Annotated in this window: 8 protein-coding genes; 3 read left to right on the forward strand and 5 right to left on the reverse strand. The window is 66.9% G+C overall.

Annotation, left to right across the window (positions count from 1 at the left end; genetic code table 11):
* From drmB to C2868_RS08530, 5 genes are all read right to left on the reverse strand, one after another.
* The coding region (gene drmB, locus C2868_RS08510) for a DUF1998 domain-containing protein (protein ID WP_103663158.1) at nt 1-1,744 on the reverse strand (1,744 nt) is incomplete at its 3' end.
* Entirely contained in the window at nt 1,737-3,086 is a 1,350-nt protein-coding gene (locus tag C2868_RS08515) for a helicase-related protein (RefSeq protein WP_103663159.1), read from the reverse strand. The genes C2868_RS08515 and drmB, both read right to left, overlap by 8 nt.
* Before the next feature lie 37 nt (nt 3,087-3,123).
* Nucleotides 3,124-4,361, reverse strand: a protein-coding gene (locus tag C2868_RS08520) for an IS3 family transposase (protein ID WP_100809984.1) whose coding sequence is annotated in 2 segments (ribosomal slippage) — nt 3,124-4,076 and nt 4,076-4,361 — 1,239 coding nt in all. Because the reading frame shifts where the segments join, the coding sequence is not laid out codon by codon here.
* 45 nt (nt 4,362-4,406) lie between these two features.
* Nucleotides 4,407-5,951, reverse strand: coding sequence for a hypothetical protein (locus C2868_RS08525; RefSeq protein ID WP_146048031.1), 1,545 nt, complete (start codon nt 5,949-5,951; stop codon nt 4,407-4,409).
* Nucleotides 5,952-5,956: 5 nt separating this feature from the next.
* A complete protein-coding gene (locus C2868_RS08530; RefSeq protein ID WP_181003404.1) occupies nt 5,957-10,012 on the reverse strand; it encodes a sacsin N-terminal ATP-binding-like domain-containing protein in 4,056 nt (1,351 codons plus the stop codon).
* A 274-nt stretch (nt 10,013-10,286) separates the two neighbouring features.
* Between C2868_RS08530 and C2868_RS08535 the strand changes: the two genes are divergently transcribed.
* Genes C2868_RS08535 through C2868_RS08545 form a run of 3 tightly spaced genes read left to right on the forward strand, consistent with a single transcriptional unit; the run spans nt 10,287 to nt 24,144 of the window.
* Complete coding sequence (locus tag C2868_RS08535) at nt 10,287-13,139, forward strand: helicase-related protein (RefSeq protein WP_103663174.1); 2,853 nt, start codon at nt 10,287-10,289, stop codon at nt 13,137-13,139.
* Between the two features lie 2 nt (nt 13,140-13,141).
* Nucleotides 13,142-17,809 (forward strand): DNA methyltransferase, encoded by a 4,668-nt coding sequence (locus C2868_RS08540; protein ID WP_103663162.1) that lies wholly within the window; start codon nt 13,142-13,144, stop codon nt 17,807-17,809.
* Complete coding sequence (locus C2868_RS08545) at nt 17,806-24,144, forward strand: DEAD/DEAH box helicase (protein WP_103663163.1); 6,339 nt, start codon at nt 17,806-17,808, stop codon at nt 24,142-24,144. Before C2868_RS08540 ends, C2868_RS08545 begins: the two co-directional genes overlap by 4 nt.
* Nucleotide 24,145: the final 1 nt, after the last annotated feature.

Below are 24,145 nucleotides of genomic sequence, written 5' to 3' on the forward strand. Positions count from 1 at the left end.
GGACTTGACCTCGGTCACTTCCCACGATCAGCGCCCTGTCAAGCAGAAGATTCTGCGATTCGCACGACGTCTCGGGGGCCAGGCAACAGGCGTGGCAAGCGGCAAGGTTCAGGCCGTCGATGCTCTGCGGCTCCGACTCGATGCATACGGGGTCGTTCGGGCACCAGGCGGCCTGCTCCAAAGCCCGGACGATCGCATCGACAAGCAGATCGGGTTCGCCCTGTCGCACAAGTCCGCCCAACGTTCCTTCGATGTCCGATGACGTGGTGTAGATGAAGACGCCGTAGTCGCCGTCTGATTCGCAGTAGATCCGCTCGCGGATCGAGGCAGCGGTGTAGCCACTGCCGAATGTCAGTTCGCGCATGAGCAGGTGCGCGAAAGTGTGGAGGAGCATGTATTCCGGCGACACCACGTGGAGGCGCCCGCCGAGCATGGATGCGTTCTGATGGCTCAGAACAGTCGACCCGCGACTCTGCACGGCATCCTGAGCTGCCCAGGCACGCACGGCTTGCTCGGAGAATCGAAGGAAGACGCCCTCTCCATACCCCTCGATGGCGGGCAGCCACTTGCGCTCGTGAGGAGAGAACGGCACAGCCGACACGAGCTCCGCGTCGGGCGTATACCGGCGGAACCCGATGACGGCTCGCACATCCCGCAGCCGGTCCACAAGGACCACGTCGGAGATCAAGTGCGCGATGTTGTCGCCGACATCACCACGGTCGGCCCTCAATTTGACGGCGCGGGTCTGGAAGTCCGCAACCGGTGAGCGTTCGGAGATGGCGGCGACGAACGCCTCATACTCATCCGCTTGCAGGCTGCTGCGGGTGGCGCGGATGTCGGTGATCCCCCCGTCACCCGGCGGGTTGGCGTGCGCCAAAACCGCGGCGACCGGGATGCCGGTGTCGACGGCGATCTGACCGGACAACATCACCCGCTGCGATTCGTCCGTCGCGGCGCGCAACGCGGTGAAGAACGCGTGCCCGCGAAGCTTCTCGAGGTCGATCTCATCCCGACTGTCGACGATGGGAATGTCGATCGCGCTCATCGTGTCAGCGAAGTGGAGACTCGTTGCGCCACGCTGCTGCGGATCGATCGGCTTGCCGCACAGGCCCCAATCGCGCTCCCACGGCTGCTTCCCGCGGCAGGTGAAGCCTTCGACGGCGAAGACGTCCCTCCGCAGCTCGCCCAGCGATCGACGGCGGCCGCATCGTTCGCAACTCACCTGCAGGCTGCTCAGGCCCTCGGCGCGACCTTCCGCCGACTGGAACCGCAGTTTGTCGGGCGCTTTGCAGTCGCCGTCTGAGCCCCTGTGGAGCCAGTCGACCCAGGGGATGTCCGCGATATGGCTCTTCGCCGTGCACACGGCGACGAAGCGCATCGGTACCAGACGCCCGTCACACCCGGTCTCCTTGCAGATGGGGATTCCGCCTGTTTCCATCGAACGGGTCCACTGGATCATGCGCCGGCAGACCTGACAGAACAGCCACGAAGGGAACCGCTCGAACTCAAGTCCGGGGGTCTTCTGGTTCTCTGGGGTGTGCGTGGTCGGCGCCGCCCACAGATCGTCGACGCCCAAAGCCTCGGCGAGACGGTCAGAGTTCACGGCGCGCCGCACCTTGGTCGACGGCCACCTGTCCCCCGTCGGAACCATGAACGACTGGCCAAGGATGTCCACAATGGCACCGGGACCGTATGGCGAGACCGTTTCCGACGCACGCACCGTCTTCACCACCGGTTCAACCACGACGCTCTCCGTTCGCTCGCACTCGCACCACTTCGTCGACGTTCCTCATCGAGTTCATCACGGGCCATCCGCGTCCCGGATCGGTGAACTGCCTCATCAGACGTTCGTCCTGATCACGCGACTGGTAGAGCAGCTTCTTGCCCTCCTGTTGAACCCGGTTTCGCGCGTCCACCCAGTCGAGCACCGCGTCATCGATCTCTCGTGCCACGGCACCCTTCTCCCGCACGTCGGCAACCGCGACGTGATCCTTGAGCAACTTCACGGCCTTCTTGACTCCCGCCGAATCAGGGTCGAACATCGACGCGTCGCTGTTGTCGCACAGATTCGCGCCGTGTCGCACGAGGATCACGAGCGCTGCGCGGAGAGCCCGACGTCGCGCCTGGAGGGACCACGGGGCGACGCTGGACGGTTCGACGAATCGGTAGTAGGCCTGATGATAGGAGCCGAACGACTCGAAGACCGATCGGTCACGGGGCTTGCCTGAGCGGAACATCGTGACGACGAGCCCCGGTGTCTTTCCACGCCCGACTCGGGACGTCGCCTGGATGTATTCCGACGTCGTCTTGGTGTGTCCGTTCAGAAGCATCACACCCAACCGGCTCACGTCGATCCCGACGGACATGATGTTGGTAGTCGCGAGCGCATCGAGCACCTGCGAATCTTCAGGCCCCTTCTCGAGACGTTGCAGGAGCGCGATGAGCTCTGCCGAGTCGACGTTGCCATTGAGCTCGTGGACCCCGTCGGAGCCGAGAGAGCGGGCTGATCCTTCGGACTTCTCACGGCGGACGAGGTTCGACGGTACGTCGTCGCGGAGGATGGTGACGGTGCGGCCCAACTCGCGAAGGCTGTTGTGGTACACGACCAGCGTCCAGTAGGCGTTCTTCGCAGGGCCGATGAGGTTGGCCGCCTGCGGGGCGTTCAGGAGTTCGGCCGACAGCTGACCGACGGCCCAGGACGGCGTGTGCGCCTGGGGCATGATGCCGAGATAGCGGCGGCCAGGCGACTCCGGATCGGGTTCGGAGAAGTAGTTGTCGTCTGCGTCCAGCCCCGACGGCGGGAACGACTCCACCCTCTTCGCCATCAGTTCGCGCACCTGTTGCACTGACGCGCGGGTGGTCGCCGTCGAGGCCACGGTCTTCGGCGCAGTGCCGCGCCACCGCAGAAGCGCACCGATAGCCGCCTCGTAGACCCCGACGATGGTCCCGAGTGGCCCGGACAGCAGGTGCAGCTCGTCCTGAATGACCAGAGACGGGGGATCAGAGACACCGCCGGTGCCGAAGAGCTTCGCGCCCTGTTTGATCCACGCGAGGCGGGCGAGCTTGTCTACGGTGGCGACCAGCATGGTCGGGGGGCTGTCTGAATCGGCCTGACTTTCGTTCCTATCGGGAGCCTTGTCCAGCAGGTGCCGGATTGGCTGATTCCAGGTCAGCGTAGTACGCGTCTTCGACCTCGATCGGGGTGCGCATGTCGAGCTCGCCGTGGAGGCGCTGATTGTTCCACCACCACACGTACTCAAGGGTTGCTAGCTCGACCTGCTCGACGGTTCGCCAGGGGCCGCGCTGACGGATCAGCTCGGTCTTGTAGAGACCGTTGACCGCCTCCGCGAGGGCGTTGTCGAACGAGTCGCCGACGGTCCCGGTGGAGGGTTTCGCGCCGAGTTCCTCGATCCGATCGGTGTAGACCACGGCGAGGTAGTTCGATCCGTGATCGGCGTGATGAACCAGGCCGTCGAGGCGTCCGCCGGCGTCCCAGGCGGCCATATCGAGCGCCCGTAGTGGCAGGATGTCGGACTTGAGCGTGGCTGCGACGTTCCAGCCCACGATGCGACGCGAATAGACATCGGTGACGAACGCGACATACGCGAACCCGGACCATGTTGCGACGTATGTCACGTCAGCGACCCAGAGGCGGCGCGGGCCGGGGGCAGTGAACCGGCGTTGCACGAGATCCTTCGGCTTCTCCGCTGCCGGGTCGGACTTCGTCGTGAACATCCGCTTGGACCGCTTCACGCCCTCCACCCCGGCGAGCCGCATGAGCCGTTCGGTCTGATCGCGACCGATCTCCCACCCTTGCCGCCGCATGAGTGCGTGCATCTTCCGGCGTCCGTAGACGCCGTAGTTCTCCGCATGTAGGCGAGCGACCTCCGGCACCAGCAGGTCGTCGCGCAGCTGCCTCGCTGACGCCGCACGGCTGACAGCGGCGCGGTAGCCGCGCGCGGTGAGGAAGCCCTGGACTGCCGGTTTGAGGACCCGGCAGATGAGCTCGACCCCGAAACGATCCCTGTGTTCATCGATGAACCGGACCATCTCGGTCAGGGGCGGTCGAGCTCCTTCGCGAAAAACACGCTCGCAGCCTTGAGGATCTCGTTGGCCTTGCGCAGTTCGGCGTTCTCCTTCTGCAGCCGCTTGATCTCCACCGCCGCGTCCGTCGTCAGCCCGGGCTTGACACCGGCGTCGACCTCGGCCCGGCGCTGCCACAGTCGCAACGTCTCCGGGCTCATCCCCAGCAGCCCAGCCACATGCCTAACCGCGCTCATCATCGTCGGGTGCGACGGCCGCGTCTCCGCGAGCATCCGCAACGCCCGCTCACGCATCTCCGGCGAATACTTCCTGTTCATCGTGTTCCATCCTTGCTTGAAGAACGGAACGAAAGTCAGGCCGATTCAGTCATAAAGCCCCTCATCCACCACCTGCACGGGGAGCTCGTCGTGGAACGGACACACGTCGTTCGGGCAGAAGAACTCGAACGAGCTCGACGATGCCCGCACTCCGTAGGCGCCGTCCTTCGATGTGTGCCGCGGCGGGAGAATCGGGTGCCCACACCAGGGGCAATCCAGGAGTTGGAACGGATTTTCCGGTTTGCTCTGCCCTCTGACGACCCCAAGTTCCTTCTGCGCCTGCTTGTAGGTCCCCGGCGTGGTGGTGTTACCGAGCCAGAGCCCGATCGAGAACTCCGGGGTTTCATCGAACCGCTCGTCGTCTGCCCTCATGAGCTCCAGGGCACAGATAAGCGTCGCGGCGCGCTGGAACTGCTGAGCCGTCAAGAGCCGCATGGTGTAGCGGGTGAGAACGGCGAGCCCACCGCCGTGATAACCACGGACGAGGCGGCGCCTGATCATCTCAATCGCCGCAAGCCCCAAATACGCCTCAGTCTTGCCACCGCCGGTTGGGAACCAGATGAGATCGACGAGTTCGCGGTCCACATGGTCTTCATCCACGGTCGACGCGAGGGCGCTCAAGATGAACGCCAACTGGAAAGGCCGCCACTGCGGTTCGTCATCCCCACGGTCGGCGTCGAGTCGCGCACCGTAACGCACGTCCTCTTCCACCAATCGCCCTTGGCGGAGCATCTGCCATCTCATCGCGGTGTTCGCCATGCGGAACGCGGTGAGGACAGCGGGTTCGAGTTCCAGGAGAGCGATCCCTTCCTCCATGCGCCGGGCGGCTCGCTCCTGACGGTCGACGATGTCGGCCGCGAGGTCACGGAACACACCTGTCGTCCTCTGCGCTTCGAGACGCTGTTCGGTGATCCAGGCGCGATAGTCCACGACCACCCGTGCCAGGCCGGCGGCGTAGGCCTCGGCGGGGACCGACTCGTCCGCAAGCCATCGCATCCGATAGACGTCGCCGGACCCTGCCTTGGCACGAATGGCACCGACTTCAGCTTCAGGAAGGACGGTGGTCGTGACGGTCGTGGGCGCTTCGGTCGGGGACCAGTCCACAGCGACTCCGTGCCCGATCGCGAACGACGGCTTGTTGCGATAGCGGAACGCAAGTTCGCGGTCCTCAGCGGACGCGTGGACATCACCCTGCGGGTAGGGCGACAGCCCACCATCGTCAATACACGACATCGAGGCCTGGAACAGACACAAGTCCGTGTGCCGTTTCGCCTCGCCCGCTGCGACCTCTCGGGCGTTCGACAACGAGACCGTCGTAAGTCGCTTGCCCGCGTGGTGACGAGACCGCCACGAGAGGCGCGCCCGCCCGTCGAGTACCTCGCGTTTGCCACTTGACGTGATGTCGACCATCTCGCGTTCGGCCAGCTGCCGACGTTGCCAGTGATCTTCGTCGCCGTCCACCTTCGCGTAGAGACCTGCACGGAGGTTAACGGCGATGACATCTCCCGAGTGGACGAACGACACCCCCATGGACTGAGGTGCCCAGCCGAATGCACCCGTGATGTTGATACCGAGGTCCTCATCTTCCACCTCAGTCACGCTGACATCGAGCGCTCGAGCCGGTTCGATCCGAACCGCTCCACGAACCGTCGGTTGAGCTCCTCGTTGCGGCCGCGGAACGGGGTCGCGGTCAGCCCCAACAGGGGCCTTTCGGTGCGCGCTGCCGTGAGTCCGAGGTTGCGGAGGATGTCGGTGTACGTCTTCGTCCCCGCGGTGTGGGCCTCATCGATGACGACCATGCCCGGGCGGGTCAGCCACCCGTAATGCGGTTCACCGAGCCGGCTGAGCAGCGTCGCGTCGATGGCGACGACGATCTGCAACTCTTCGTTCGACTCATCGAGTTCGTGACCTGACCAGAAGCGACTGATGTCGAGTGGGCGCTCATCGCCGATCCACCGCCAGACCTCGGTGAAGGCCGTGATTGCCTGCTCGCAGAGTTCCTCGCTCTGCGCGATCCAGAGAAGCGGCGACTCGACGGCTCCGGCCTTCATCAGCCTGAGGAGCGCCTCGACGGTGACCCTGGTCTTTCCGGCGCCGGTGGGCAGATAGAGGAGTCCCCTTTTCCTCGCAGGATCAGCGGTGGTGGCGAGCTCGGTGATCTGCTCGGCGAGCGCAGCCTGGAAGTCGTGCAACTCGTTGAGGAAGATCTGCCCCTGCACCTGGGTGACCGAGGGCGGGTGCGATTCGCGTGTACCCGCGAACGATGTGTCGAACCCGAGGAGCTTGACCGCGCTCTGCGCAGCGGACGAACCGTCCCACTGGCGAGGGACGGGCACGCCCACTCCCGTCAGGTCCTCCCGGAGCGCGCGCACTGCGTCCTGGCCGTGCACCTGCAGGAAGAGCTCGGCGACCTCCCGATCGCCGAGCAGCCCGGTGCGAGACTCGACGGCCGGAAGCAGTCCGTTCGGCAGGCGCTGCCGGAGGACGTCTGCTCCGACGAGGATGAGAAGACGAGACTCATTGTTCCGCGCCACCTGGGCGCGCTCGATGAGTTCGCTTCGCCGCGCGTCCTCGTCGTTGCGCAAGACGCCTTTGACATCGTCGGCCGTGAGTCCCAGATCCAGCGTGCGGGACAGATGCTCAAGCGCCTGCTCCGCGTCCAGAGACGAATCGACGATCACGACGCCGTCCTGCTTCGCCGCATGGAGCCGCCGCCTAGACACGCCGTGGATGCTCTGCAGAACGCGGAAGATTGACTCCGCTCGGGCGACCTTCTGCCTGCTGAGCCGAGCCGTCACGCGTCCCTGAAGGCTCGGGTAGATGTCGAGCACGGGAGTGGACTCACTGACGCCGATGACTTCAAGTGACTGCTGAAGTGCATCGCCCGCGGTGAGGAGCTCCCACCGCGAAATGAGCTCGCCGTAGTCACCGTCCGTCGGGATGTATGCGACTGACGCTTCGTCGAGGGCGGCGGCATCGCCCGGCTTGGTTGTGACTGCGACCTCACGACGCGGGGTGAGAGTCACCGTCCCCTTCGATACAGCCGGGATGAAGTCCGGAACGAACACGTCGGGGCGAGATGCGCATACCCGGACGAGATCGGTGAAGGCATCCGCGCTGGCCGCGCCGATTGTGTACCCCTCCACGGCGAGGAACGCGGACAGCTGTCGAGCAGGGACGGCGGCGAGGTCACTCGGCAGTCCGAGCACGACGCTGAGCTCTGCGTCGGCCACAACGGGCAAGAACGCGCCGAAACGTTGGAGCCGGGACGAGACGGCGTCGGTTGGCGGAACGACCCCTTGGGTGGTGAGAAGCCGGCCGTAGTTGCGAACCGCCCACCATTCGAAACTGGATACCGGGATCTCGGCGATTTTTCCCGATGCGATCCGGACCTTGAGGGTGATCTCGCGGCTCGGCATGATCCTCAGCACGCCCCGCGACCAGAACACCCGCTCTTGATCCGTCAGTTCGTCGGCGAGGACGTCCAGAGGCCCCACCCCATCGCCCTCGGGCACTACGACGCGCACATCGCTGAAACCCGAGCGCTTCAGGTGTGCACGTGCCATGTTCTCCACCGCCGAGACATACAGAGGTCGGAGTGAGTCACGGTCGAGCCGGTAGCCTCGAACCGGAGCTTCCATCGCCCCGGCCGCCCGTACAAGCGCGACGCTGGACACCCTCGCGTTGTCGAAGTGCCGCGCTGGCACGGCCCTCGCGAAACCCGGGTCTGCGACGATCTCACGCGCAGCACGCCAACCTCCGGCCATGGTAGGGACGAGGATGTCCACGCCACGCTCTCGGGCGTGCTGGATGGCTGCCATAGCGACTGCCGGGGTGGCGCTGCCGAGCACGTCCCAGAACCGCGACCATTGATCCTCCTGCCAGCGGTCCGACACATCGTGCGCGAGGGCCGACGCTGTTTCGTCTGCAGAAACCACTCGGAAACCCAAAGATTTGAGGTCGTCGGCGACCGTCCCGTGCTTCGCGATGTCAGACCGAACTGTCCGCACACCCATGGGCACATCGGCACCGTCAAGCGGTAGCAGCACCGCAGCGCAGGCGTCGATGCGCGCCCACCCGCCGCCGTCGAGCGGGACGACCGGAGCTGAGCCGACGGCCATCTTCATCTCTGCGGAAACGGGCGTCAGCGCCGCGGCAATCGAGATCGCAGCTTCGACATCGTCGGGCGCGCCGGCCCGAGCGAGTTCTTCGAGCCACGCCGCCACTCCGCTTTCTTTCGTCGAACGCTCCTCGTCAGTCCCGCCCAGTAGAGTCCTCAGCCGGAGGCGCCGAGTCGCTGTCGTGAAGCATTGCCAATGCGGCATGGTCGTTCGCGGAGCGCGCTCCTGCCACGCGCGGGCCGCGCCCGGGGTGATCGGCGTCTTCTGCAGATCGGGCACCCGCTCAAAGTAGGCCGGGACCTTAAGCTCACCCGTCGTGTCCGGAATCATCGGACGTCGGGTCGCCCGCTCGGGAACCGCGACGGAGAGGAATCTGTCGGCATTGCTCCTCGCCTCCTTCCCGCGCGCAGGGAACAGGTCCAGATGCGCTGCCGGATCGGCGGGCGTGGCGGCGCGCGTGACGACGTCGAGGAACAGGTCCGCCGCGACGCCCAGCATCGCCTTGTTCAATGGCGATCCTGGAATCAGAGACGTCCGGTCATCGTTGACTTGCCACGGCGCATTGAAGATGCCACTCGCCGTCGTCTCGTCGATCAACGGGAACCACGCCCACAACCGACCGACGCCTGCACGGCCCTCGGGTCGCACTGCATAGGACACGGTCATGGATGCCCGGCGCAATGTTTCGGGCAACGTTGACGCCACATCGATCGTCGGCTCATACGTGCGCTCCGCGTAAAGCCAGCGCACCGGCTCCGAGCCCGAAACGATGAGGCGTACCTCGCCTGCGTCAGGATGACCCTCTCGAAGAAAATCGCGCGAGATCGGCGTGGCTCCGGGTGCCTCCTGGATCGTGATCCTTAGCCGGTCGAGCGGCTTGAAGAACAGCAACGACTCGACCTCGAACTTCTCGAGTTCATTGCGAAGTCGCTCACCCTCACGGACGAGTGGGAGCTTGACCACAGTCGTCGCCCACGACATAAGCTCGGCGAGGTTCGGATCCTCGTCCGCTGCCCGTGCGGGATCGGCCACCGTCGGGATGCGGAGAAGCGGCAGGCGCTTCCCCTCAGCGGGGACACCGGCGAAAAGCTCAGCGGTATCCGGCGCGTTGAACTCGAAGCTGATGCTGCGGCTGTAGATCTGCGGGTGATCGGTGATGCCGAGGATCGATTTGAAGCCCAGACCGAAGCGACCGATCTCCTCTCCGCGCTTCGTGCTGAGGAACGCGTAGGTGACGGCGCGAACACCGTCACGCGTGAATCCAGCCCCTTCGTTGGCGCAATACAGCGCACCATCGGCCAGACGCAGTTCGACCATGCCGGTCGACGCGCCCGCACCGATCGCGTCCACCGCATTCTGCAGCAGCTCGCTGATCTGCCGCGTCCCGTACCCCCCTGTACGAAAACTGTCCTCCTGCCGCACATGCTCCAGCAGCAGATCGGGATCGTTCTCGTACGTCCTGAGCGCGGTTGCCTGACGCTCCTCGATGTATCCCTGCAGAGCGGGATCCATGAACTGCGGCCAACTCATCTCTGTTCTCCTCCCGAACAGCGGACCTGTCCGGTCCACGCTGAGCCGCGAGCCCAGCCGACAGACGTTACGGATGACCTCCGACATCGGCTATGCGGCTGCGTCGGTGCATCCATTCGCGAGCATACGGAAAAGTGAGAACGCTCTCATCTATTGGTTCCAATCCATGCATACTCAATAGTGGCGTTTTCTCGCGCAGCGCCTGCAGAACAGGTGGCTACGATCAGTAGAGTCCGCCGTCAAGCCGCACCGGTGGCCGGGAAGTGAGCGAGTGGTGACGAAGGCGACCGACCCTCGGCAGGGCCTCGACGTCGCGCCGGGTTCCCTCGTGCGCGTCCGCGACGCCGACTGGCTCGTCACCAACGCATCGCCCACCCAAGACGGCCTCCTCATCGAAGTCACGGGCCTCTCCGAGCTCGTCCGCGATACACGCGCCGCGTTTTACGAGCACCTCGACGAGATCGTCCCCTATGACCCACGCGGGACGAAGGTCCGCGCCGACGACTCTCCCAGGTACCGCCGCAGCCGGCTGTGGCTGGAGTCCACGCTCCGAAAGACGCCGATCCCGCTCGGCGAGGGCCGCTTCTCGGTCTCGACGCAGATGCTCACCGACGCCCTCAGCTACCAGCGCTCCGCCGTCCGCAAGGCGCTGAGCAATGACAACCTGCGACCCCGCATCCTGCTCGCCGACACCGTCGGTCTCGGCAAGACGATCGAGATAGGAATGATCCTGTCCGAGCTCGTTCGCCGCGGTCGCGGCGAACGCATCCTCGTCGTCACGCCGAAGCACGTCCTCGAGCAGATGCAGTTCGAGATGTGGACGCGCTTCGCCCTACCCTTCGTACGCCTCGACTCGGTCGGCATCCAGCGCGTCCGCCAGAAGCTGCCGGCGACCCGCAACCCGTTCAGCCTCTACAAGCGCGTCATCATCTCGATGGACACCCTCAAACAGGACCGCTACCTCAACCACCTGCGCAAACACCAGTGGGATGCCGTCGTCATCGACGAGTCGCACAACCTCACCGGCTCCGGTACCCAGAACAATGCGCTCGCCCGTGTGCTCGCGCCGAACACCGAGGCGCTGATCCTCGCGTCGGCCACCCCCCACAACGGGAGCAAGGAGTCCTTCGCCGAGCTCGTCCGACTACTCGAGCCCACGGCAGTCGGACCGGACGGCGACATCGATCGCACAGCGCTCGACCGACTCGTCGTGCGGCGCCACCGCCACTCGTCCGAGGTCGCGCGCGAGGTCGGCGACGACTGGGCCGAACGCAAGGAGCTGCAGCACCTGCTCGTCGACGCATCGCCGGAAGAGGATGCCGTGGCCCACGAGCTCGCGGAGGTCTGGCTCTACCCCGCATCGCGCACGAGCCCGTACTCGGGTGAGAACAAGGGCCTGTTCCCGTGGACGCTCGCGAAGGCGTATCTCTCCAGCCCTCCCGCCTTGGTCGAGTCGGTGCGCAACCGCATCCGCACGCTCGGCGACGAGCGCACCGACGGGCAGCAGCGCGAGCGTGAGGCGCTCGACCGACTCCTCGTGCTCGCCCAGGCGAGCGAGGCCGGCACGTCCGCGAAGCTCGGCAAGCTGGTCTCATACCTCAAGGGCATCGGCGTCTCGAAGGCCTCCGACATGCGCGCCGTCGTCTTCTCCGAGCGGGTCCCCACGCTCCTCTGGCTGCAACGCGAACTCCAGGCGCACCTCGGCCTCAAGCCCGAGCAGGTCTCCGTGCTCCACGGCGGCCTCTCCGACGTGGAGCAGCAAGAGGTCGTCGAGTCGTTCAAGCTCTCGTCGAGCCCGATCCGCATCCTCGTCACCGGCGATATCGCGTCGGAGGGTGTGAACCTCCACGCCCAGTGCCACGAGCTCGTCCACTTCGACATCCCGTGGAGTCTCATCCGCATCGAACAGCGCAACGGCCGCATCGACCGCTACGGGCAGCGCCACTCACCGCAGATCACCACGCTCCTCCTCCGCCCGAGTCACGAGAAGTTCGCGGGCGACGTGCGCGTGCTCACGGCGCTGGTCAAGCGCGAGAACGAGGCGCACGGCGCCCTCGGCGACGCGGGCGCATTGATGGGAACGTACAGCGTCGCCGCCGAGGAAAGAGCGGTCGAAGACGCGCTCATCAAGGGCAAGTCACTCGAAGACGTCATCCCCACCCCCGACGCGGGCGCCGCGAACGACGACGACCCGTGGCTGAGCTTCATCCTCGACGAGGCCGATCACCACGCCGACACCGCGACCGAGGTGACCGTGTCGGAGCGCATCACCACGGGGCTGTTCCCGTCGGATTCCGCCTACCTGGCCGCGGCACTCGAGGAAGTCTTCGAGACCCCTGCCGCATCGAAGGCCGCGGGCGGCGTCGAGTGGCGCGAGCACGCCGGGTACGGACTCGTCGAACTCAGCCCTACCGACGACCTGCGCCAGCGCCTCTCGGTGCTCCCCCAGGCTTATCTCGCCGACCGCCGGGTCGTCGACGACATGAAGCTCGCGATCACGCCCACGCTCGCGCAGGCCTCGCTCAAGGAAGCCCGCGACGACCGCTCGAACCAGAAGGGTCTGTGGCCCGAGGCACACTACCTCGGCCCGCTGCACCCGGTGCTCGACTGGGCGGGCGACCGTACCCTCGCCCGCCTCGGCCGAGATGAGGTTTTCGTCGTGCGCGGCGACGTCTTCGCACCGACGGTCCTCGTCCTGGGGTCACTTACAAACGAGCGCGGCCAGGTCATCGCGACCAACCTCGTCGCCGTGTCCGGCACGTCGGTCCAGCCCTTCGCGGATGCCGCCGAGGCATTCGATGAGCTCGGCGTCACTCATGACCGCAGCAACCCCTCCCCCGTCGCCGACGTCGACGACCTGCAGAAGCTCATCCCGACGGCCGTCGACGCCGCCGAGGAGCACCTGCGCCTGACGTCCGAGGCCGCAGCACAAGACGTGCGTCGCCGCGTGAGCGAGTGGTCCGATCGCGTGCAGGAGTGGGTGGATGCCTCAGGAGACCTCGTGCAGCGCGCCGAGGTCCGCGAGCGCACCCGCCGCGTGCGCGAAGAGGCCGAGATCGCACGGACGATGCTGCCCGCGCGGCGCCTCGCCCGACCGTTGCTCGTGATCGTCCCCGAGGAGAACTGAGAATGGCATCGGATGCCTTCGTCGTCGGCGAAGACTGGATCAGCGAGCACTACTTCAACACCGAGTCGACGAAGCAGTCGCTCCAGTCCCGGGTCGCGACACTCCGCAAGTCGTGGGACGAGCGCGCGAAGGACGGCGAGCAGACGCCGTCGTTTCGCCTCGCCACCGTGCGACGCGACCTGCTGACTGCACTCGCAAGTGAGACGACGGATGCCGCGGCATACGACTCCGCCGTGCTCACACCCCTCGCCACAGCCCTCGGCTACGCCGACGCACGCTGGCACCGCACGGTCACCGGTCCGGTCACGATCGTCGCGCCCGCCGACACCCCGGACTCGCCCGCGGGGGCGGTCGTGCGCGCACGGCGGGTCGACGACCTCTCCGACCTCCTCGCGAAGGACGCGGCGACCCTCCTCAGGCCCTTCACCCCCGAAGACGCCGACGCGGTGACCTCGGTCGCCCGCTGTCTCTCGTACCTCTTCAGCGGCGACGACACCCCTGCGTTCGCCGTCGTCCTGTCGGGCACCTGGGCGCTCCTCGCCGAGCGCGACCGGTGGGCCGAAGGCCGCTACCTGGCTCTTGACCTGCAGCTCGTGCTCGACCGCAACGACACCAAGCGGGCCGGCGAGTTCGACCGCGCCGTAGCTGTCCTCAGCAGCGAGACAGTGCTGCCCGACGTCGACGGCACGACGTGGTGGGCTGAGACCCTCGACGACTCGGTCAAGCACACGGTCGGCGTCTCGAAAGACCTCCGCGAGGGCGTGCGCGAGTCCATCGAGATCATCGCGAACGAGGTCGTCCGACGCCGCACGGCCGAGGGGCTCGACCCGCTGCCCGACAGCGACGCGAACGTGCTCGCGCGCCAGTCGCTGCGCTACCTCTACCGCATCCTGTTCCTGCTCTACGCCGAGGCGTCGCCCGAGATGAAGGTGCTGCCCGTCGGCGCCCCGGAGTACGCGCTCGGCTACGGCCTCGACCGTCTGCGCGAACTCGTGCTCGTGGAACTGGGCGAGGAGTCGCGCCACCGAACTCACCTGTACTCCTCGCTCGCGACCCTCTTCCGACTCGTGGATGCGGGGCACGACGCCGGCGTTCAGCACGAGGCTAACGAGACCCTGCGTGAAGGGCTCACCTTCAACCCGCTCAACGCGGATCTGTTCGCGAGGGCGGCGACGTCCCTGATCGACGAGGTCGGGCTCGGCGACGGTGCGCTCCAGCGGGTGCTGCAGCTTCTGTTGCTCACCCGCGAGAACCAGGTGAAGAAGGGCCGCGACCGGGGCTTCATCTCGTATGCCGACCTCGGCATCAACCAGCTCGGAGCGGTGTACGAGGGGCTCATGTCGTACACGGGCTTCTTCGCGAAGGAGCCGCTCCTCGAAGTCGCGCCCGGCGGAGAAGGGTCGAAGGGCTCGTGGGTGGTCCCGGTGTCACGAGTAGACGGGATCGCTGAGAAGGACTACGTGCGCCTCACCGACCCGATCACTGGTGAATCGAAGCCGCGCCGATACAGCGGCGGGGAGTTCGTGTTCCGTCTCTCCGGCCGTGAGCGGCAGACCTCTGCGTCGTACTACTCGCCTGAGGTTCTGACGAAGTTCGTCGTGTCTCAGGCGCTCGAAGAACTGCTCGACCAGGATGGCCACCGGACGACCGCCGGAGAGATCCTCGGGTTGACCGTGTGCGAGCCCGCGCTCGGTTCGGGCGCATTCGCCATCGAAGCGGTGCGGCAGCTCGCCGAGCAGTACCTCGACCGCCGCGAGCACGAGACCGGCGAACGCATTGACCCCGATGAGCGCCCACGCGAGCTGCAGAAGGCGAAGGCGGCGATCGCCCTGCACCAGGTGTACGGCGTCGATCTCAACGCGACCGCCGTCGAGCTCGCCGAGATCTCGCTGTGGCTCGACACGATGGTCGACGGACTCAAGGCGCCGTGGTTCGGTCTGCGCCTACGCCGCGGCAACTCCCTCATCGGAGCGCGCCGCGCGGTGTACACGCAGAAGCAGGTCACCGACAAGGCCTGGCTCAATGACACCCCCACTGACGTGCCGGTGTCGACGCTCGTTGACGATATGAACGAGGGACGTGTGGGGAGTGCGATCTCGGGCAAGATCCACCATTTCCTCCTCCCGGCCGACGGATGGGCGTCTGCGGTCGATGCCAAGGAAGCGAAGGAGCTCGCGCCCGAAGCGCACGCCGCCCTGCGGGCGTGGCGCAGTGCGATCCGACGCAAGCCGACGAACGCGCAGCTCAAGCGCCTGACCGCGCTCACCCACCGCGTCGAGACCTTGTGGCAGTTCACACTGCGGCGCCTGGAAATCGCCGAGGCACAGGTCAGCCGCGACATCACGCTGTGGCATGACCCCCGCCCGATGACCGATGACGGTGACGCCGTCATCTCACGCGCCGATATCGAGGCGTTCCTTCAGGACCCCGACGGCGCGTATCAGCGGCTACGTCGGGTGATGGATGCCTGGTGTGCGCTATGGTTCTGGCCGCTCACCGACACTGTCACCCGAGCTATCACGCCGCCGACACTCGACGAGTGGATCGAAGGTCTGGAGGCGATGCTGGGCCGCCACACCGAGGCCAAACCGCGTCGCGGCGGCGAGGGCGCGCAAACGCTCGGGCTGCCGACGATGTGGGGAAACCTCGCCGACGCGGAAGCCGTCGATCTCGGCTACGCCGGTGCTGCGTCGAGTGGCGAGCTCGATACGCAGTTCCCCTGGCTGCGCGTCGCGCGCGAGGTGAGCGCGGCGAACGGATTCTTCCACTGGGAGCTCGACTTCGCCGGAGTCTTCGCGCGCGGCGGCTTCGACCTCCAGGTAGGCAATCCACCGTGGGTGCGTCCCCGTTCCGACGTGGACGCGCTGCTCGCGGAGGGCGATCCGTGGTGGCAGCTCGCCGTCAAACCCACACAGGCGCAGGTGAAGGCGAAGCGGGACCAGACGCTGCTTCTCGACGGCATACGCGACCTCCTCGTCAATGGGACCAGCGACGTGGCGTCAACCGCGGCATTCGTCGGCTCACCTGTCAACTACCCATATCTCACGGGGCTCCAGCCGGATCTCTACCGTTGCTTCATGGAACAAGCCTGGGCACATCTGTCCCCGCGTGGGACTGTTGCGCTTATCCATCCTGAAACCCACTTCACCGATGAGAAGGCGGGGGTCCTTCGCGAAGCGACTTACCGGCGGCTCCGACGGCACTGGCAGTTCATCAACGAGTTGTCGTTGTTCGAGGTCCACAACCTGGTGAGCTATGGAGTCCATGTCTACGGCGCTGCGCAGGACCCCAACTTCACGATGGCAACCAACCTCTACCATCCCGAGACCGTCATCGGGTCGCTGCGGCATGAGGGAACGGGGCCGGAGCCTGGCCTTAAGACCGACGAAGGGGTGTGGGACCTGCGAGCCCATCGCAGCCGCATTACGCGCGTCGACATAGGCACCCTCACGTCATGGCACGCGCTCCTGGAGGAGGGGTCGACACCGGTCACCCGCACGCGGATGGTCTACGCCGTCAACCGCGCCACGTCCGACGTGCTCGCGAAGCTGAGTTCCGCGCCGCGTCTCGGCGAGCTCGGGCTCGAGTTTTCGGCAGGGTGGCACGAGAAGAACGACCGCGCCAAGGGCTTCTTCGACGTCGAGTGGGGCCAGGTGGACTCTTGGGAATCCGCAATACTTCAGGGCGCCTCAATCCACGTGGGCAACCCGCTCTACAAGAGCCCGAACTCGACGATGCTTCATCAACGCGATTGGTCAAGCGTGGACCTCGAGGCAATGTCGGCCGGTTTCCTCCCGACCACAAGCTACAAACCGGCGGGGCGAAGGAGCGAGTACGACGCCTCGTATGCCCACTGGGGCGCCGAACACTTGCCTGCCCGCGCGTGTTACCGTCTGGCGTGGCGCGCGATGGCAACAAACACAGGGGTTCGAACCCTATTCGCCGCGCTCATTCCTCCGGGTGCGTCGCATGTACACGGCATCTCCAGCGTGGGCGTGCCCCGCTCCATTCCCGACCTCCTGGACGCCGCTACGGCAACTACCACGCTGCTCTCCGATCTCACGATTCGGAGCTCACTCAAGAACGGAATCGGGCTTGCCGCGCTCAGGCGAATCCCGGCGCACTATTCCGGCCGCCTCCGAACGGCCGCGCACCTTCGCACCCTTCGGTTACAGGCGCTGACCGGCGCATATGCAGCGTTGTGGCAAGAGGCCTTCGATGACGCGTTCCAACGCGAAACGTGGTCGGGAGGACTGGAATACCGGGGTCGGCCAGCTCTCGGCGACGTGCCGCCGGAGTGGTCAATGGCTGTCCCTCTTCGGCGTGCAGCTGATCGCCTGCAAGCTCAGCTCGAGATCGACGCAATCGCGGCATTGTCTTTGGGCATCTCCGCGGAGGAGCTGTGCACCATCTACCGGACGCAGTTCCCTGTGCTTAGTGGGTACGATCGCAACGCTTATCACTACGACGCGAACGGCCGTCTCGTCCCGAACGAAGTGTTGAAGGTCTGGCAGCTGAAGGGTGACGCGATATCGGAGGACGAACGCGCCGCGACGAACGCGTGGGGCAACACATACCACTACGAGCTTCCGTTCGTCACGCTTGACCGTGAAGCCAACATGCGGCGGGCGTACGCACACTTCGAGCGGCTGCTGCAGGAGCCTACGTGAGCGAGCTACTTCCCTCACACCAGGCCGCGCAGATCCGATCGAGCCTGGTCGACTACCTCACGACGACGTTCGCGCTGTCCGACGACGAGGCGCAACGCGCACTGCGCGATTTTCTGGGCGATGCCGACGGCGGGATCTTCCGCGGGCCGTACGTCCGTGCGCGAGTACCGTTCCGCGCGGCCGACGACGGGTGGCGTGACGCGCTCGGCTGGTACGAGGGACACACTCCGTACGGCCACCAGGCCGAGGCGTTCCGGCGCCTGAGTTCGGCGAACCTCGGCGAGCAGCCCGACGGATCGATCAAGGCTGCCCCGTTGCCGACCCTCGTCGTGACCGGTACCGGGTCGGGCAAGACCGAGGCGTTCCTCTACCCGATCCTCGATCACGTCATCCGCGCGAAGGCTGCGGGCGACACCGGGCTCAAGGCGCTCATCCTCTACCCGATGAACGCCCTCGCGAATGACCAGTCGCGTCGCCTGGCCGAGCTGATCCGCGGGCACGACGCGCTCAAGGGCGTCCGCGCCGCGATCTACACCGGCGAAACGGCAGGGCGGAGCCGCACACGGGTCACCGCCGAGGGCCTGATCAACGACCGGGACACGATCCGGTCGGAGCCCCCCGACATCCTCCTCACCAACTACAAGATGCTCGACCAGTTGCTGCTTCGCAGCACCGACCAGCCGCTGCTCGCGGCGGCCGCGACGAGCCTGCAATACCTCGTGCTCGACGAGTTCCACACCTACGACGGCGCTCAGGGCACCGACGTCGCGATGCTGCTCCGACGCCTCGGCCTGACGCTGCGACGTCTGCGCCCGGCAGGATCACCGGAGCCGACCGCCGGCGGTCCGCTCGGCGACGTGACTCCAGTGGCGACGAGCGCGACCCTCGGCGACGACGGCGATCCCGCGCGCATGCTCGCATTCGCCGAGACGGTGTTCGGCGTCCCGTTCGCTGCCGACAGCGTCGTGCGCGAGACCCGCCAGTCCGTCCGCACCTGGGTGCAGTCCGCGCTTGCGTCGGGAACGCAGCAGGGCGGTGAGCCCCGCAAAGCCGACAACGCGCTGGTCTCCGCGATCGCCGAACTCTCCCCCGACACCGACGCCACCTCGGCCGCGCACCTCGCCCACACCGTTCTGGGGCTGCTGTTCACCGACGGGTCAGACGTCGACTGGTCGAGCGTCTCCGACGACGACCTCCTGGCATCCGTCGCCTCTCATGACCTCGTGCAGGCGATCGCCCAGCGTGCCGACAGGGCGATCGGTCTCGACAAACTGGCCGACGAACTCCTCCCTGCCGGCCTCGGCGTCACAGAGACCTACGAGGGCCGTCGCGCCCAGCGACACGTCTTCCTCACGCGCGTTCTCGCCATGCTGAGCCATGTGCGCGCACGACTCGGGCGACGAGCGCTGTCCATCGACCTACACCTGTGGATCCGCGAGCTCACGCGCATCGACCGCGCCGCCGCCTCGACGGCGCGGTTCCACTGGGCCGATGACGGCCTCGTCGCACCGGGTGACGACGACTCCGTCGAAACGAACTGGTTCCCCGCGGTCTACTGCCGGCACTGCGGGCGCAGCGGGTGGGGCGTCCAGCTCGCACCAGTCGGCAACGAACTCTCGGCGACCGATGACGACATCCGCCGCGACCACGCGGCACGCGACACCAAGAGTCGCTTCCGCGCGCTCCTCCATGCTCCGTTCGAGGCCGACGCCTCGCTCAGCGGTGACCCGGTGCAGGGTCTCTCCTGGTTCGACCACGAGCATCGCGCACTCCTCACAGCTCCGCCCTCCGACGCCGACGAGAGCACCGCGCTCCCCGTGCTCGCGCTGACCACGGGCGACGTCGACGACGACTCGCGTGACGACCTGTGTCCGGCGTGCGGTAGGCGTGACGGCATCCGATTCCTCGGCAGTGCGATGGCGACCATGCTCTCGGTGGTCGTCACGACGCTCTTCGGCGACCCCGACCTCGACCGCGCCGAGAAGAAGGCGCTCGTCTTCACCGACAGCGTGCAGGACGCCGCGCACCGCGCCGGTTTCGTGCAGAGCCGCGCACATGCGTTCGCGCTTCGCAACGCCATCCGTCACGCCGTCGCCGACGATTCGGCGCCGCTCGACGAGATCGCGAACCTCCTCGTGCAGGATGCGGGTGACGACCCCGACGCCCGCTACCGCCTGCTCCCGCCTGATCTGGTCGACCGCGACGAGTTCATCGAGTTCTGGAAGGCGCCGATGCTCCGCAGCGTGCCGGCGCCTGTGCTCACGCGCGTCAAGCGTCGCCTGCAGTTCGACCTCGCAATGGAGTTCGGCCTGCAGTCGCGCGTCGGACGCACGCTCGAACTGACCGGAAGCCTCGCGGCATCCGTCTCCACGACCGAGGCGTCGATGCGCGCGGCCGGCCGCAAGGTGCTCGACGAGACACCGGCCGACGGGCGGATCGACGGCCTCGTGCCCGCATCAAGCCCGGATGAGGTCGTCGTGCGGTGGGTGCGCGGTGTGCTCGAGCGGATGCGCGATCGCGGCGCGATAGGCCACGAGTGGTTCACCCGCTACATCGAGGAAGACGGCAAGCGCTGGCCGATCTGGGGCGGCCGACCGCGCGGGGTCGGGATGCCGGCGTTCCCACCGGGCCGTGACGCTCCCGGTTACCCGCGTGTCGGTCCGCACGCTCCGACAGGCGACGACGCGAGGCGCACACACCTCGACGTCGTGTCCTCCGCCCAGAGCTGGTACGCGATCTGGGCGAGGAAGGTGCTCGGCTCGACGCCGACCGAAGGGGTGCGGTTCACCTCGGCGCTGCTCGCCGAGCTCGAGCGGACGGGTGTTCTGCGCTCGCATCCTGTGTCGGGGGGTGCGGCGACGGCGTATCTGCTGCCGCCGTCGGCAATCGTGGTGCAGCCCGTCAGCTTCAACGGGCGCGGAGCGGAACCGGTTCGCCTCGAGTGCGATGTGTGCCGCAACCCGGTGACCGGCACGACGGACGCTGTGCTCCAGCTCAACCGTGGCCCCTGCGTATCGGCACGGTGCCCGGGCTACCTCACACTTCTGCACATCGACGATGAGAACTACTATCGCACGCTCTACGACAAGGGTTCGGTGCGGCGCGTCGTCGCGCGGGAACACACAAGCATGCTCGACACGAAGTTGCGCCTCGAATACGAGGGAGGCTTCAAGGCGTCGTCAGGCGACCCCTCGGCGCCGAACGTACTCGTCGCGACGCCGACACTCGAGATGGGTATCGACATCGGGGACCTGTCGACAGTCATGCTCGCGGGTCTCCCCCGCACCGTCGCGTCCTACCTGCAGCGCGTCGGGCGTGCCGGACGCCTCACGGGGAACGCGCTGTCGGTTGCGACGGTGACCGGGCGCGGCGACCAGCTCCCCCGCATGGGCGACCCGTTGTCGGTGATCAACGGCGCCGTGCGCGCCCCGGCGACGTTCGTCGACGCCCAGGAGATCCTGCGGCGCCAGTACTTCGCGTCGATCCTCGACCGTCGCTCCGCCGAAGCCGACACCGTGCAGAAGGCACGCGATGTGCTGAAGACGAGCGAGTCGGGCTCGTTCCTCGGCGATGCCGTCGCATTCGCGGACGCGAACGCCTCCGACCTCGTCGAGGCGTTCCTGGGAACGTTCCCCGATCTCGGCTCGGCGGCCGCCGACCGCCTCCGCAAGTGGGTCACTCCGTCCGGAGAGCCCGGCACATCGGAGCTCGCGGCATCCGTCCGCGACGCCGTGCACCGCTGGAACGTCGAGCTGCAGACCGTCACCCGGCGGCGTACAGAGATCGGCAAGGCGCTCCCCGACCTCGAGAAGGCGGCGGCGCTCGGCGTCGAGAGCGACGCGAAGGGCGCCTTCCACGCGGCACAGGCGGCGGATCGGATGCTGCGTGCCCAGCAGACGGCGCTCACCGAGGGCTACTGGATCAGCGCGCTCGAGCGCTTCGGACTGCTGCCGAACTACACACTGCTCGACGACTCGGTACGCCTCGATGCCGCCGTGTCGTGGATCGACCCCGACACGTCCGAGTGGCACGACGACACCTACGCCTACGAGCGCGGCGCAGCTGTCGCGATCCACGAACTCGCCCCCGGCTCGTACTTCTACGCGCAGGGGCTTGAGATCCCCGTCGACGCCGTCGACCTCGGCCCCGGTGGCGAGGCCGTCGAGGACTGGACCTTCTGCCCCGAGTGCGGATTCGCCCAGCGTGTCGCCGACGGCGTCGTCACCGAGTGCCCGCGGTGTCGTTCCAAGGGCATCGGCGATGCCGCGCAGCGGATGCCGGTCGCCGAACTGAAGACCGTGTCGGCCGTCGCGCGACGGGACGAAGCGGTCATCGGAGACCGCAGTGACGACCGTCGACGCACGGCGTTCACCGTGAAGGTGGCGGCCGACCTCGACCCCGCGGGAATCGTCCGGCGCTGGTATGACCAGGGGACGGGCTTCGGCGTCACCTACGCCAGGGACCTCACGATCCGCTGGATCAACGTCGGAAAGCGCTCGGGCAGCGGCCCGAGCAGGTTGCTGGCCGGCGCTGAGGTCACCGGTCCCCTGTTCCGCGTGTGCGACACGTGCGGCCAGCTCGACTCGCAGGCCGGCGGCAACAACCGGCGCGACCATCGTCCGTGGTGCCCCCGCCGCGACCAGGCGTCGGAGAAGACGGTCACCCTCGCGCTCACGCGCACGCTGGTCACGCAGGGCATCTTCCTCCGCCTGCCGCCCGCACTGACGCTCGGCGACGGCGTCGTGGTCCGGAGTCTCAGCGCCGCCGTGCTGCTCGGACTCCGCGAGTCGATGGGCGGAGACCCCGATCATCTACGCATCAGCCCGGTGACCGAACCACTCAGCGGCGACGAGGGTGGCACCGCCCAAGCCCTGCTGGTGCACGACACCGTGCCCGGCGGGACCGGGTATCTCGCTGAACTCGCCGACCCGACGCGGTTGCGCGGCATTCTCACCGCGGCATGGAATGTGCTCAAGGACTGCGAGTGCCAGAACGAGCAGCGCACCGCCTGCCACCGCTGCCTTCTGCCCTTCGCTCCCGGAACGTCGACACTGTCTCGTGCGTCGGCTGAACAGGCTCTCGCGAAGCTTCTCGACGTCTCAGAGGGCGTGGCCGCATCGCACTTCGACGTCACCGACGAGGACCCCGGGGTTCCGCTCGGCGAGTCCGTCATCGAACAGCTCTTCCGCAAGACGATCATCGAGCGTGCCAAGGCGCTCGGCGGGACTGTGAAGGAGATCCCCGGCGACTGGGGCAACAAGGTGCAGGTGTCGTTCCCGGGTGACGCCCGGATCTGGATGCTGCGGCCCCAGGTACCCCTCGGACCCACTCAGCCCGACTTCGTCCTGGAGCAGTTCGGCGGCGGCGCCGAACCCATTGCGATCTACACCGACGGCAAGGCGTTCCACGCCACGGTCGGACACAACCGGCTCGGCGACGACGCCGACAAGCGGAGCGCCGCGCGCGGTCTGGGGTATCGAGTGGTGGCCGTCACATGGGCCGATCTCACCGGCCACCACCTGGACGCATCCTGGTTCGTCCCGGCGTGGGCGGAGAAGGTGGCCGCGCAGGCACAGCTTCCCCTCTCGCAGCTCGGCAAGTTGACCGTCGACCCCGTCACGCTGCTCATGGAGTGGATGCAGAGGCCAGTCGACGAGGCCAAACGTCGCGACACGGTCGCGAGGGTGCTGCCGATGATCCTCAAGCAAGGCGCGGTGTCCACGCCGTTCGGCGCCGAGTCCGCGCTCGAGCGCGCCGCGCGGGTGTTCACCGAGGGACTGCCCAAGTCGGCGGTCCCCGCCCCCGATTGGGTCACGGCCTACGGTCCTCTCGTGTCGACCACGCGACTCAAGCAACAGGGCACCACCGAGTTCGCCCTGGTACTCGACGATCGCGACGACGCCCTTGGTGCGACCGGTTTCGATCGCGCATGGCGGCTCTGGTTGCACCTCTCGAACATCGTGGGGTGGCGCGGCGACATGTCGGGGGTCGAGATCACCACGAGGTCGCGACTCGCCACCGTGTCCGCCGTCCCCTCTGCAACCAGCTCCGTCGAGCTCCCTGCGGAGTGGACGGCCCTGGCGGAGCATGCCAGGGACGGCGAACTCGCGGTGATCGAGCAACTCGCCGCAGCCGCCGTTCCGCGGCCTGAGATGGGCGTGGAGGTGGCAGGCGGCATCCCACTCTCCTTTGCATGGCCGAAGCCGCGGGTCGCGATCGCGCTTGGCTTGCAGGACGGCGAGCACGAGATGCTTGAATCGGACGGCTGGACCCTCATCGACCCGAAGTCCGTGAACCTCGCCGCCGATGTGACCGCTCTGATCGGAGGAACCTGAC

This window comes from Microbacterium sp. CJ77 (assembly GCF_002911615.1).
In the GTDB taxonomy this organism is placed as follows: Bacteria; Actinomycetota; Actinomycetes; order Actinomycetales; family Microbacteriaceae; genus Microbacterium.

Coding starts and splice junctions, on each gene's coding strand:
- C2868_RS08515 (WP_103663159.1), bottom strand. CDS start 3,086: ATGCTGGTCGCCACCGTAGACAAGCTCGCCCGCCTCGCGTGGATCAAA.
- C2868_RS08530 (WP_181003404.1), bottom strand. CDS start 10,012: ATGAGTTGGCCGCAGTTCATGGATCCCGCTCTGCAGGGATACATCGAG.
- C2868_RS08540 (WP_103663162.1), top strand. CDS start 13,142: ATGGCATCGGATGCCTTCGTCGTCGGCGAAGACTGGATCAGCGAGCAC.